The sequence below is a fragment of the Duodenibacillus massiliensis genome, assembly GCF_900128485.1.
Classification (GTDB): Bacteria; Pseudomonadota; Gammaproteobacteria; order Burkholderiales; family Burkholderiaceae_F; genus Duodenibacillus; species Duodenibacillus massiliensis.
Window position 1 is genome coordinate 399,330 of record NZ_LT635859.1, and the last position, 13,037, is coordinate 412,366.

At 56.2% G+C, this 13,037-nt stretch carries 12 protein-coding genes and 1 other RNA gene; 2 read left to right on the plus strand and 11 right to left on the minus strand.

Annotated elements, in window-relative coordinates:
• Positions 1 to 14 precede the first annotated feature (14 nt).
• The 4 genes from BQ7486_RS04800 to hemC all read right to left on the minus strand — a co-directional run bounded on the left by BQ7486_RS04800 (position 15) and on the right by hemC (position 4,266).
• Positions 15 to 1,637, minus strand: coding sequence for an NAD+ synthase (locus tag BQ7486_RS04800; RefSeq protein ID WP_074009262.1), 1,623 nt, complete (start codon positions 1,635 to 1,637; stop codon positions 15 to 17).
• A gap of 130 nt (positions 1,638 to 1,767) precedes the next feature.
• Entirely contained in the window at positions 1,768 to 2,319 is a 552-nt protein-coding gene (ppa, locus tag BQ7486_RS04805) for an inorganic diphosphatase (protein WP_074009139.1), read from the minus strand.
• Positions 2,320 to 2,493: 174 nt separating this feature from the next.
• Entirely contained in the window at positions 2,494 to 3,288 is a 795-nt protein-coding gene (locus BQ7486_RS04810; protein ID WP_022374037.1) for a uroporphyrinogen-III synthase, read from the minus strand.
• A gap of 36 nt (positions 3,289 to 3,324) precedes the next feature.
• Positions 3,325 to 4,266 (minus strand): hydroxymethylbilane synthase, encoded by a 942-nt coding sequence (gene hemC / locus BQ7486_RS04815; RefSeq protein ID WP_074009263.1) that lies wholly within the window; start codon positions 4,264 to 4,266, stop codon positions 3,325 to 3,327.
• 311 nt (positions 4,267 to 4,577) lie between these two features.
• Between hemC and argH the strand changes: the two genes are divergently transcribed.
• On the plus strand, positions 4,578 to 6,017 hold the full coding sequence (gene argH, locus BQ7486_RS04820) for an argininosuccinate lyase (protein WP_074009140.1): 1,440 nt from the start codon (positions 4,578 to 4,580) through the stop codon (positions 6,015 to 6,017).
• On the opposite strand, the gene BQ7486_RS12045 is transcribed toward argH, so the two are convergent.
• Complete coding sequence (locus BQ7486_RS12045; RefSeq protein ID WP_162272235.1) at positions 5,955 to 6,344, minus strand: hypothetical protein; 390 nt, start codon at positions 6,342 to 6,344, stop codon at positions 5,955 to 5,957. The two genes, argH and BQ7486_RS12045, sit on opposite strands and share 63 nt — an antisense overlap.
• Here BQ7486_RS12045 and BQ7486_RS04825 point away from each other — a divergent pair.
• Positions 6,343 to 8,121 (plus strand): LTA synthase family protein, encoded by a 1,779-nt coding sequence (locus tag BQ7486_RS04825; RefSeq protein WP_162272236.1) that lies wholly within the window; start codon positions 6,343 to 6,345, stop codon positions 8,119 to 8,121. The two genes, BQ7486_RS12045 and BQ7486_RS04825, sit on opposite strands and share 2 nt — an antisense overlap.
• Positions 8,122 to 8,184: 63 nt before the next feature.
• On the opposite strand, the gene BQ7486_RS04830 is transcribed toward BQ7486_RS04825, so the two are convergent.
• From BQ7486_RS04830 to ffs, 6 genes are all read right to left on the minus strand, one after another.
• Positions 8,185 to 9,015 (minus strand): undecaprenyl-diphosphate phosphatase, encoded by an 831-nt coding sequence (locus tag BQ7486_RS04830; protein WP_074009142.1) that lies wholly within the window; start codon positions 9,013 to 9,015, stop codon positions 8,185 to 8,187.
• Positions 9,016 to 9,024: 9 nt separating this feature from the next.
• Entirely contained in the window at positions 9,025 to 10,425 is a 1,401-nt protein-coding gene (locus tag BQ7486_RS04835) for a hemolysin family protein (RefSeq protein WP_074009143.1), read from the minus strand.
• Positions 10,426 to 10,537: 112 nt separating this feature from the next.
• Positions 10,538 to 10,870 (minus strand): YbaB/EbfC family nucleoid-associated protein, encoded by a 333-nt coding sequence (locus tag BQ7486_RS04840; RefSeq protein ID WP_022374031.1) that lies wholly within the window; start codon positions 10,868 to 10,870, stop codon positions 10,538 to 10,540.
• Positions 10,812 to 11,312 (minus strand): hypothetical protein, encoded by a 501-nt coding sequence (locus tag BQ7486_RS04845; RefSeq protein WP_162272237.1) that lies wholly within the window; start codon positions 11,310 to 11,312, stop codon positions 10,812 to 10,814. The genes BQ7486_RS04840 and BQ7486_RS04845 overlap by 59 nt, the downstream gene beginning before the upstream one ends.
• Positions 11,313 to 11,337: 25 nt before the next feature.
• A complete protein-coding gene (dnaX, locus tag BQ7486_RS04850; RefSeq protein ID WP_074009145.1) occupies positions 11,338 to 12,663 on the minus strand; it encodes a DNA polymerase III subunit gamma/tau in 1,326 nt (441 codons plus the stop codon).
• A gap of 118 nt (positions 12,664 to 12,781) precedes the next feature.
• Positions 12,782 to 12,880: signal recognition particle sRNA small type (gene ffs / locus BQ7486_RS04855), an RNA gene on the minus strand.
• Between the last annotated feature and the right edge of the window lie 157 nt (positions 12,881 to 13,037).

A 13,037-nucleotide genomic window follows, 5' to 3' on the forward strand; every position in this document is an offset into this window, starting at 1 on the left:
GTCCTCAAGGAAAATTAAATCTTTGCTGTAATCGGAAAGCGCCAGTCGCGGCCGAAGGCAAGCGCTGAAACTTTGGGGCCCAGCGGGCTCTGGCGCCGTTTGTATTCATTTCTGTGAATCAATGTCACGATGCGGTGCACGAGACTCTCGGGTAACCCTGTTTCTCGGGCAATGGTCTTTTCATCCTCGCGCTTTTCCATGTAGCGCGCAAGAATGGCATCGAGTTCTGCGTAATCCGGAAGCGAATCCTGATCGGTCTGCCCTTCGCGGAGCTCAGCGCTCGGCGCACGCGTAATGATTGTTTCAGGGATGAGTTCAAAACCCGCTTCCCTGTTGATCTCTCGGGCCAGGGCCCAGACGCGGGTTTTAAAGACATCCTTAATGGGCGCAAAGGCCCCCGCCGTGTCGCCGTAAAGCGTGGAATACCCCACGGCCGTTTCGGACTTGTTTCCTGTTGTGAGCACCAGTTGCCCGAACTTGTTGGAATAGGCCATGAGCAAAACGCCGCGGATTCTGGCCTGCAGGTTTTCTTCGGTCACATCGGACTTTCGATCCTTGAAGTCCGCGGAGAGCTCTGAGACAAAGGCAGCAAAAAGCGGTTCAATGGGCCGCACGACGTAGTGGATGCCGAGGTTGGCGGCAAGCTTCTCTGCTTCCGTGACACTTAAATCCGCCGTAAACCGTGTGGGCATCATGACGGCATGAACGTGCTCTCTTCCGAGGGCCTTCACGGCAATTGCGGCCACCACGGCACTGTCGATGCCGCCTGAGAGCCCGAGCACCACGTCGGTAAACCCGCTCTTTCTCACATAGTCTCTGACCGCGAGTGTGAGCGCCTTATAAAGCTCTCCCTCCGGTTCTTCCGCCGAAACAGGGACCGCCTCATAGCTTTCGTCCGTCTCAAAAACCGCAAAGTCCTCATCAAATGCTTTCAGACGAAGACCGATGGTGCCGCGAGCATCCGACGCAAAACTTGCCCCGTCAAAAATGAGTTCGTCCTGGCCGCCGGTGCAATTCACATAAATAAGACCGAGCCCTGCGGCTGCGGCATGTCCTACGACAGTGCGCTCCCTCTGACGTGCCTTACCTGCTTCGTAGGGGCTTGCATTACAGGCAACAAGGATCTCGGCGCCCATGGCTTTGGCTTTTTGAGCGACGTCCGGGTACCAAAGGTCTTCACAGATGCAAAGACCGACTTGCACTCCCCCAACCGTTGCGATCGTTGTGTTGTTGCCTGGCGTAAAGATGCGGGTCTCGTCAAACACACCGTATTCGGGATGATGCTGCTTGCGGCAAAGGGCCTCGATGCGGCCTGCTTTGAGGACCGCAATACTGTTAAAGCGATGACCCTCTGCGACTTCCGGCACGCCGACCAGGACGGCCAGATCCGGGAAGTCTGCGAGTTTTTCCGCCAGCCGCTGAAGTTCCGCCCGGGCCTTCGCGCAGAAGTCGTCTCTTAAAAGCCAGTCCTCCGCGGGGTAGCCCACAAGGCTCATTTCGGGCGTCACAAGAAGCGAGCAACCCACATCGGCCGCCTTTCGGGCCGCCGACAAAATTTTCTCAGCGTTTCCCCTAAAGTCACCGACTTTTGGGTTCATCTGATAGAGCGCGCACCTTATCGGTTCTTTGGTCTGCATGGCGTTTTGTGAAAGAAGTCTCAAAGCAAACAACGGCACAGATGACACAATAGCGAAAAGCCCGCCACAAACAAAGAAAACGAGAATTCTCTGTTCGCCGCGGGCTTTACCGGGAGCTCAAAACCGAAAATTAAGCGGTCTTGGGCTTCACGTCCATTTCTTCGTAGGCTTTGGCACCGGCCATGATGAGTTCTTCGGCATCCTTGGCAGTCTTCCAACCCTTCACCTTCACCCACTTACCCGGTTCGAGATCCTTGTAGTGCTCGAAGAAGTGACGGATCTGATCGAGTTCGTCTGCGGGAACGTCGTCAGCGGACTTCCAGGTGGAATAACGCATACAGACCTTGTTGACGGGCACTGCAAGGATCTTCCAGTCAATACCGCCTTCGTCTTCCATCACGAGAACGGCGATCGGACGACAGCGGATCACGGTGCCGGCGGTAAGCGCAAAAGGCGTCAGAACACACACGTCAACCGGGTCACCGTCATCGGCAATCGTCTGCGGAATGTAGCCGTAGTTGCAGGGATAGCGCATTGCGGTACCGACGAAGCGGTCCACGAAAAGGGCGCCGGACTCCTTGTCCACTTCATACTTGATGGGATCGGAATTCGCCGGAATTTCAACGATCACGTTAAAGTCATGCGGCACATCACGGCCGGCAGTCACTCGGGCAAGACCCATTTTTATGACACTCTGCTAAAAAATTCTGTGAAAGAAACGCATCCGGCCCGTCAAACAAGGCCCCATAAAAGATGATGCATTCCGAAAGGGGGCGTATTTTAGTGCAAAAGGCGCCGCAACGGAAAAAAGGAACCTGTAATTACAGGCAATTTTGCAAATTTCCGTTGCACCGCCTTACGCGTAAAGGTTTGCGCAGATGTGGCCTCTCACGCGCTCATCGTCCGTCCCGGTGATTTCGATGTGCTCGAACCCAGCTTCTTTTAAGCGCTCAGCACAGCGGGGATGAATCGTGACCGCGGCGCCCTTTAAGAACCACTCGCGCGCGCCGGGCACAACCTTTACGGCATGAAGCATCGTTGCAACTGAGTCGGAACTCGTGAGGTACACAATGGGAGAGGGGCCGTTGACGGCCTTCTCCAGATCCCGGATCTGCCGGGGATTCAATTCAATCGGCACACGCACGTAGCAGGCGAGCTTTTCAACGTCTGCGCCCAAAGCAATCAGCTGGTCGCTTAACCACTCACGCCCGGTCTGCCCGCGCGCAATCAAAACGCGCATCGGAACGCCCGTCTTTTTAACGAGCGCAAAAAGTGCTTCGCTGCCGGAGTGCTCAGCGTCACCCTTGGGGAAGAGAACCTTGACGTCATCCCCCCAGGCTGCCTTAATGACTTTAGCCGTACCTTCACCGACTGTGGCAAGCGTAATGTGCTCGGGCCAGCGGCGCACCCAATGAGCGACCGCAGCGACTGCGGCAGGAGAGGCCATCACCACCATCTGGACGTCATCGAGATGCGCAAAGCGGTCCGAAACGATGTCCTGATCCTCGGGCAGCGTGATCGTGAAAGCGGGCCAGCGCCAGACTTTCTCAACGCCGTCGGATTCCAAAAGATCGGCCAGCCGGTCGTTTGCCGCGCCGGGGCGCGTCAGAATCACCGGCCGCTGCTTGTTTTCAACAGAACTCCCTGACATTCTTCTCTGTGTTTGGATTGTTAACGAGCTTCTGACTCAGGCGGCCGTTTCTCTGAGAACTTTCTCAAGAAGCGCACGCGCACCCTGCTTTTCGAGTAATGCCACAACTGTGGCGGCAAGGCCCTCGGGATCGGCAAAAGCGCCTCGGGCCTCGGTCCGGATGCATTCCCCGGTGCGGTGGTCGCCCACGTGCGCTCTGAGCCACAACTCGCCCTTATCAACAATGCAGTAAGCCGCCAAAGGCACCTGGCAGGAGCCGCCCAGCGCGCGAGAGACAGCGCGCTCGGCCATCGTACAGGCACGGGTTTCGGTGTCGTTTAAAAACTGAAGGGCTTCAAGGATTGCCTTGTTGTCAGCCCTCACTTCAATACCCAGGGCGCCCTGCCCCGGCGAAGGAAGACTCTCAGCCGGTTCAATGAAATGGCGGATACGATCCGATAAGCCCAGACGCTTTAAGCCGGCACCTGCCATCACGAGCGCATCAAAATCACCCCGATCGAGCTTCGAGAGGCGCGTACCGACGTTACCGCGGATCGAAGCCACGTTTAACTTCGGAAAGCGCGAACGGATCATGAGTTCACGGCGAAGGCTCGCGGTTCCGACCTTGGCGCCGTCCGGCAGGTCTTCAAGACGCTCGTACCTAGGGCTTACAAAGGCGTCACGCGGATCTTCGCGCGTACAGACTGCGGCAAGCACGAAGCCTTCGGGGAGCTCCATCGGCACGTCCTTTAAGGAATGCACGGCAAGGTCTGCTTCACCCGCAAGCATCGCGGCTTCGAGTTCCTTCACAAAAAGGCCCTTGCCGCCCACCTTGGAGAGGGTCTTGTCAAGGATCTGATCGCCGCGGGTGGTCATACCGAGAATATCCACCTGCGCCTTCGGATAGTGCTTTCTGAGCCTGTCCTGAATATGAAGTGCCTGCCACATCGCCAGCGGACTTTCACGCGTGGCGATAACGCAATGCTGCAGATCAGCCATGAACCTTTTCTCCTTTGCTCTTTCTTTTTGCGCCGGACCTTTCTGTACTCCGGACGCAGACAATTTAGGAATTGTATCAAGCCGTCATTGCGCAAACCTTACTGCCCGCGGCCCTGCGGAAAAGCACCCGCAGAATCTTCCCGTGATACGGTCAGAAGCACAAAATTCCACAGCTGATCAGGCAATTACACCTAGTTTTGATCGGGTGCTTTTTGCTAGAATGCGCGTTTTTCCACGGATTTTGACCGGATTACCCCGGCCGCACAATCCCTTACCGCGGCAATTAGCCGCACACTGCCGGACTCTCCGCTATGACTCAAGAGCACAACAACTCCGCCGATCCCCTGCACGCCAAGAAAGAAGCTTGGTCAGGCCGCTTCTCTGAACCCGTTTCCGAGTTCGTGCTCCGATACACGCAGTCGGTGAGTTTCGATAAGCGCATGGCGATGGCCGACATTCAGGGGTCGCTCGCGCACGCGGCAATGCTCGCAAAGTGCGGCGTCATCAGCGAACAGGATCTTGCCGACATCCGCCGCGGCATGGCCACGATCACCGATGAAATCAAGACCGGCAAGTTTCTCTGGCAGCTTGAGCTCGAAGACGTGCACCTCAACATTGAAGCGCGCCTTACGGCCCTGATCGGTGACGCCGGCAAACGCCTTCACACGGGCCGCAGCCGCAACGACCAGGTGGCTACCGACATTCGTCTCTATCTGAGGGGCGAAATCGATGAGATCATTCGGCTGCTCGATCACCTTCAGGAAGTACTCGTTGCGCAGGCCCACAAGGAATACAACACGATCATGCCGGGCTTTACGCACATGCAGGTGGCGCAGCCCGTCACGTTCGGGCACCACATGCTTGCCTACGTCGAAATGTTTGAACGCGACCGCGAGCGTATGTCTGACCTCCGTCACCGTGTGAACCGCTCGCCCTTAGGCGCCGCGGCTTTAGCCGGCACCACCTACCCCATTGACCGCGAGTACAGTGCAAAGCTCCTCGGGTTTGAAGCTGTTGCGCAGAATTCGCTGGACGCCGTAAGCGACCGCGACTTCGGCATTGAATTTACTTCGGCCGCGAGCCTCATCATGGTGCACATCTCGCGCCTGTCCGAAGAGCTCGTCTACTGGATCAGCCAGCCCTTCTCCTTTGTGAAGCTCCCCGACCGCTTTACGACGGGGTCTTCGATCATGCCGCAGAAGAAAAATCCGGACGTCCCCGAAACCGCACGCGGCAAGTGCGCGCGTGTGGTGGGCGACCTCATCTCCATGGCCATGCTCATGAAGGGGCTGCCTCTTGCCTACAACAAGGATCTGCAGGAAGACAAGGAACCGGTCTTTGACGCAATTGACACCGTCAAAGACACGCTGCGCGCCTTCATCGAAATGATGGCGGGCGTTGTCCCCAACCGCGAACAGATGCGTAAGGCTGCTGCGGCCGGTTACCCCACCGCCACAGACCTTGCCGACTACCTCACCCGCCGCGGCGTACCGTTCCGTACCGCGCACGACATCGTGGGGCGCGTCGTGCGTCACGCCTCCGAAGCGGGCTGCGACATTGCGGAACTCTCGCTTGACGATCTCAGAAGCTACAGCGACGTGATCACCGATGACGTCTATAAGGTTCTCACGCTTGAAGGGTCTGTTGCCGCACGCAACCACGTGGGCGGCACGGCCCCCAACCAGGTCTTAAAGCAGGTGGAGCGCTGGGAAGCGATCTTTAAGGACCGCCACGCCAAAGACGAAGCGTAAGAAACGTTTCGGCTGAAAACGCGAAAGCCCGGTTTTGACGCCGGGCTTTTTCATGGCTCCAACCTCTAGCGTCCGCCCTTTAAAATACCCCGTTAATTCGAACTCTGACTGCCGCCTGCGGCCGATACCGATGCCCCGCCCCTTCAATGCGCCGACGCTCTTTTCCTTTTTCATAAAACCTGTCGTCTTTTTCCTCGGTTTTCTTCTGATCCTGACAGGGATCCGCTGCTTTTTTTTCACGGAATTCGGTTCAGGCACCCTGACGTGGGATGATTTTTCGCCTGCCTTCTGGATGGGACTGAGAATTGACGCACGATGGCTTTCCATGCTGATGCTTCCGGCCTGGGTACTGTGGCTTTTCAGTGCACGCTTTAAAGCCTGCCGTACGGCATCCGTTCTTTTGGGGCTCTTGGGCGGCGGTGTAATGCTCCTTTTGGGATTCGTCAACGTTGAGTTTTTCCGCTTTTACGGCACCCCCATCTCCACCGTCATCTTCGGACTTTTTCAGGACGACACCAACGCCATTATTGCTACCCTGGTTTCCGATTGGCCCATCCTGCAGTACAGCCTCTTCTTTTTAATCTGCACGCTGCTGCCGCTTGTCTTGGCGTGGTACCCCGGCGTCCGGTACACCCCCGGCGGATGGATCCGCTTTTTTTCCGCAGCTGCTTTACTTTCCGTAATTCTTGGGGTGATGCTCAGAGGAAGTCTCAGTACCTTTCCGCTTCGCTATGAAAATCTCGCTGTCTCAACGCACCCTTTCATCAATCAATGTGTTCCCAACGGTGCCATCGGGCTATATGAAGCATGGAAAGGGCAAAAGGCACTGTCGTTTAATGACGGCCCGGAAGGAGGCCTGAAAAAACTGGGCTTCCCCGACATCAATGCCGTCAATAAGGTACTCGGCACCCCTGAGTCCCGGTCGGTTTCTCCTGCTCCGGCGGTCAAGCCCCACGTTGTGCTCGCTGTAATGGAATCCATGGGCCGAGACGAATTTGAAGCGCATGTCCCCGGAAAAAACAACTTGCTCGGAAGGCTGAGCGGTGAACTCGATGACGCCTGGGTTTTCCGAAACGGACTCACAATCGGCAGCGGAACATTTCCGGCACTGGAAGGCATCTTGTTTGATACGCCCTATACACCGCTTTCGCAGAGCCGTTACGGACACAAACCTTTCCCGTTTGCCAAAGTCATGGCCTTTAAAAATGCCGGTTACAAAGTCGTTTTCCTGAGTGCGGGCTTTGCCAACTGGCGCGGCCTTAATGAAACACTGCCGCTGCACGGCTTTGACAAGGTGTTCGGCGCCTCCGACATCATGGCGGCGTTTCCTGAAGCCCAAACCGGTACTTGGGGTGTCGGTGACGAATGGATGTTTAAGTACGCCCGGAAACTGCTCGCTCAGTCAGACGCAGTAAAACAACCTTTACTTTTGGTTTTATTGTCCACGACCAATCACCCGCCGCACAAAGTACCGGACGGGCGTGCGTCACTGCCCGTGGATCCGGATCTGCTCCCTGCGGTTATTGTCCGGGACAAAACCAAAGACGAGTTTGTTCAGGAACTCAGAACCTATCAATATGCAACCGACTGGCTGGGCTGGTTTATCGGTGATACCCGCAAATCAGGGCTTCTTTCAAAAACGATCATTGCTGCAACGGGCGACCATAATGCCCGCTTTACCTATCCTGCAGCCGGGGCGTGGCATCATCACCTCGGGGTCCCTGTGCTTTTTTGGGTTCCCGAAGCGGTCAGAACCCCCTTAGGAGATGTTGACCAAAACCGCTGGGTCACACAACGGGACATCTTTCCGACTTTGATCGGATTATCACTCGGGCAAACTCCGGCCGCTGAAGACGGCCAGAACCTCGCCCGGCCGACAAGAAAATTCACCTACGGCTTTTTCGGTATCGGCAAATACGGCTTTTCCATCGGACCAGCCGGCATTGCCACCGTTGAAGAAGCAGGAAAAACAAATTGCTTCCGGTTCAGCAGCGACGTACTCAAACCCGCCGTGTGCACAGATACACTCCGGGCGCAGGCAAGATTCAGTGCTGCTCAGCGCGCCAAAGTGGATTGGAATATCCGGTCGGCCCTGCTGAAATAAAAAGGAATCTTTCAGAACGAGCTCTGTTGTCTCAACACCAGAGCTCTTCCTGCCAGTCTGTACTCAGAAATCGGCAAGTCCTGCAGCACACAGCGCAAGAACCACGATACCGAAGACAATACGGTACCAGCCGAACACGCGGAAGTCGTTCGTACTCACAAAGCGCAGCAGCCACCGCACCACAAGGATGGCGGAGAAAAAGCTCACCACAAAGCCTATGGCAACGGACGGCAGCACATCAACAGAGAGCACCTCACGGCTTTTATAGAGGTCGTAGACCGTTGCGCCGAAAATCGTCGGGATCGCAAGAAAAAACGAGAATTCCGTTGCAGCCTTGCGCGAGAGACCCAATACAAGTCCCCCGATAATCGTTGCGCCCGAGCGGCTGGTGCCGGGAATAAGGGCAAAACACTGCATCAGCCCCACGCCCACCGCGTCCTTCCAGGTCATGTCGTCCATGGAAGCCACGCGCGGCGCCTTGCCGCTTTTTTCATGAGCACGTTCAATCCAGAGAATCAGAATGCCGCCTACGATAAGGGCCGCTGCTACCGCCGCAGGATTAAAGAGGTAGGCTTTAATCGTTGAGGAAAGGAGTACCCCGAGGAAAGCCGCCGGAATAAAGGCGATCACGGTGTTCACGGCGAGCCGCTGTTCTTTCCCGGGCACAAAGAGGTTTCTTAAAATCGCGAAAATCCTCTCCCGGTAGTGCCAGCACACGGCAACAATGGCGCCCGCCTGAATTGCAATGTAAAAGGTGTCCGCGGAGGACCCCGTGTGAAACCCGATGAGGTCACCCGCGATGATGAGGTGCCCGGTGGAACTCACCGGCAGAAACTCCGTGAGCCCCTCGACAACTCCTAAAAAAGCCGCCTGAAGCGCTTCAATCCACTGCATTCTCTATCCTCAGACCGTTTTGTTGGCGGGTTTAGCTTTGGCTTCACCGACAGCAGCCTGAGCGGCAACAGCGGTTGTTCCGGTACGCACGGCAGAAACGTCAGTCGGCTTGATATCGGCGCGGATCGGCGTTGCGAGCACCTTGTCAATACGGCGCCCGTCCATGTCGGCAACTTCAAACTTCCAGCCGGCCCAGCGCACAACGTCGCCGGTCTTCGGAAGCCGCGCGAGAAGCACCATCATCATGCCGGACAATGTGTTGTAACGCCCCTGCTCTTCTTCGGGCACCGCCTTAATCTGCAGGCAGTCCTTTAATTCGGGGACGGGAATGATGCCGTCCAAAAACCACGAGCCGTCGTTGCGGGGCACCGCCCAGGCGTCATCCGTCGTTGCGGGCTTAAATTCACCGACAATCGCTTCCAGAAGGTCGCGCGGCGTAACCAACCCCACCACGCCGCCGTACTCGTCCACAACGAGCGCAAGTTGCGTATCCGTCACTTTGAACTGCTCCAGCAATTCCATCCCGGAAAGGGATTCCGGCACATAAGTGGCCGGCGTGAGGTTACTCATGAAGTCGGGTTTTCCGCCCTCAAGCATCTGCTGCAGCAGGGAGCGCGTCGTACAGTAGCCCTTGATGTCATCGAGGCTGCCGCTTGCGACAATCAGGCGCGAACTCATCGAAGTCTGCACCTTGCGGACGTTTTCTTCCTGGCTGTCTTCAAGATCGATCCATTCAATGTCCGCGCGCGGCGTCATCAGCGACCCCACCTGACGGTCGTCTAAACGGAAGACGTTACGCACCATATCGCGCTCAGACATGTCGATGACGCCTGATTCACTGCCTTCTTCAATCATCGCGTGAATTTCTTCTTCCGTGACGCTTGCCTGGTCTTTCCCGGACTGACCAAAAAGCTTGAGCATGCCTTCGGTGGAAACGGAAAGAAGCTTCACAAAGGGGCTCATCACGACGGAAAGGAGCTTCAAAGAACCCGAGACACGGCAGGCAACGGTTTCGGGATTGACCTGTCCCAGGCGCTTGGGAACCAGTTCACCGAACACAATGGAGAAGTAAGTGACAAGCACCACCACCGTCACGATGCCGATGAGTTTTGAAGTTTCCGGCGAAATGCCGAAGCCCATCAGAAAATCCGCAAGGGGTTTTGCAAGTGCCGACTCGCCCACAATACCGGAGAGAATGCCGATGGAGGTGATCCCCACCTGAATGGTGGAAAGCGCCCAGGTCGGGTCACTCTGGAGTTTCAACGCTGTATCGGCCCTCTTGTCTCCGTCCTCAGACATCACCTGCAGACGCGCACGGCGGCTCGTGACGAGCGCAATTTCGCTCATCGCGAAAACACCGTTCATAAAAAAGAGAAAGGCCAAAACCAGGACATCAACCCAGCTGCTCATACGACGATGATCTCAAAGGAATAAATCAGAAAAAGCGAATGATAAAAAATCCCGGCGCCAAATGGCTGACAGAAGCGCCATCCGCACCGGGTTTTCTTGTTTCTTAATGCAATCAGAAGGGGAGCTTGAACCCGGGGGGCAGCGGCAACCCCGCCGTGGCTTCCTTCATCTTCTGCTGCGAAAGGGCCTCGGCCTTGTGCGCTGCATCATTAATGGCAGCTGCCACGAGGTCTTCGAGCATTTCCTTGTCATCAGGATCGCCCGAAAGAAGCTTCGGATCGATTTCAACGCGCCGGGCTTCGTGCTTGCAGGTGATCGTGATTTTCACGGCGCCCGCACCGGCTTCACCGGTCACTTCAATGTTGCCGAGCTCAGCCTGAAGGCGCTCAACGTTTTTTTGCATTTTCTGGGCCTGCGCCAGCAGTCCCTGAATGTTTCCACGCATAAGTCTCTGTTTCCTTAATTTCAGCGTCCGTCATATCCCTCACCGAGGCATCAATGACTTTCGCCTGTAGTAGCTGCACGCATTTTTGCACAAAAGGATCACTTTTGAAGGCCGTGATCATCGCAAGACGCGCCTTTCGCCGTTCCGTTTCCACTAAAAGTGAGACGCTTGGCTCATCCTGAGATCTTTCCCGCGGCGCAAAATGCACGGCAAAGGGGTGTCCGAGCGCTTTCTCGAGGGCCTCACGGATTTCCTGCTGAATGGCTTCGTTGACCAACGTCTGTGAGGCAACCGCCAGGAGCACGTGATGGTCATCGAGCTCATCCACGGCGCTTGAAGCGGCCACTTCTTTTGCCAGTCCCTTAAGACTGGTTCTGCACAGCAGTTCGCGCCAGTTAAGCAAAAGCGCCGAAGGGTGGACTTCCTGCGGAAGCGGTATCACCTCAGGGCTTTTGGTGTGCAGTGACTTAACCGGCGCCGTGCTCTCCCCCGTCGTCCTCCCAGGGCGGCGGCATATCCGAAATGTTGGGTTCGACAATGTCGGGTTCATGCACCGCCGGTGGTTCAGCGATTTCAGGAGCAACCTGCGGTTTAGGTTCTGCCGGCGGAACCGGCGCCGCGGCCGCAGTAGCCGTTGCCGCAGGAGTCGTTGCCGTTTCCTTCTTTTCCGGTACCTTAAGGCCGAGGCGCGTTCCCGCCGGCCTAAACGCCATCATCCGGAGAATGGCCATCGTAAAGCCGGCATATTCGTCCGGCGCGAGCGGCATATCGTTGCGTGCCTGCAGTGCAATCTGGTAATCGAGCTGCACTTCTTCCGGGGTCATGGCTTTTGCCAGAGCCCTGATGCCGGCAGACGTCGTGTCTTCATCGTCCAGAAGTTCCGGCACACGCTGTACCAAAGCCACGCGGTGCAAAAGCCCCGCCATCGCCCGCACGGCTTCCGTGTAGGAGAGCCCTTCGGAACCCAACTTTTCGGCTTCAGCAAGCGCCGCCTGCGTGTTGCCGGAAGCCACATGCATCATGAGGTCAACAAGGGCCTCGTCCCCGATGACACCCAGCATTTCACGCACAGATTTAAGTGTCACGGGGCCCGCTGCATAAGCAATTGCCTGATCCAGAAGGCTCAACCCATCGCGCATGGAACCGCGCGCGCATTTACCGAGCAACAAAAGGGCTGATCGTTCGGCTTCGATTCCCTCTTGCTTGAGAATATTTTCCATGTGATCGGCCACGGCCTGCGGCGACATATTGCGCAAGTTAAATTGCAGGCAGCGGGAAAGCACCGTCATCGGCACTTTCTGAGGATCGGTTGTAGCGAGAATGAACTTCACATACTCCGGCGGCTCTTCCAGGGTCTTTAACATGGCGTTAAAGGCATGCGTTGTGAGCATATGCACTTCGTCGATCATGTAGACCTTGTAGCGGCCCTGCGTGGGAGCGTACATCGCGCGCTCCAAAAGCGCGGTCATCTCTTCAACGGAGCGGTTGGAGGCCGCGTCGATTTCGATGTAATCAACGAAACGCCCTTCGTCAATCGCCCGACAGGCTTCGCACTTGCCGCAGGGGTGCGAGGTCACGCCCCCTTTGCCGTCTTCTCCCGTGCAGTTAAGGCACTTCGCAAGAATACGGGAGAGCGTTGTCTTACCCACGCCGCGCGTGCCGGTAAAAAGGTAGGCATGATGCAGACGGTTTTCGTCCAGTGCATGCTTAAGTGCCGCAACAACGGCATCCTGACCGACCATACTGTCAAAGTCATGCGGACGCCATTTGCGGGCAAGTACCTGGTAGCTCATGAAAACGATCCTGAAAAGGTGACCTCAGCAATACCCGGCTGGCTTTACGCCGAGCATCGGTTGCAGCGGAGAGTTTAAGGCACGCAACGGCCGATCGGCAGATTTTTGAAGATACAAAAACGGCGAGCCTTATCCTCGGCACTAAAAGACTTCCGCTGTGGCTGCTTCGTTCCCGACCTGACCAGGTTCACAGAGCTTTCATGCGAGGGGACCCGCCGAGCGAGCATTATATGTGAAAACTATTATTTCAACAATGGCTGAGCTGTACAAAAATAGCCAAACACTAGTGTTTTTCATTCATGCTATTGCTTGTCTCATTATTCAAAGAAAGCATTATCGAAACTTACTGATAGCCAATAAAAGCATTGAAAACA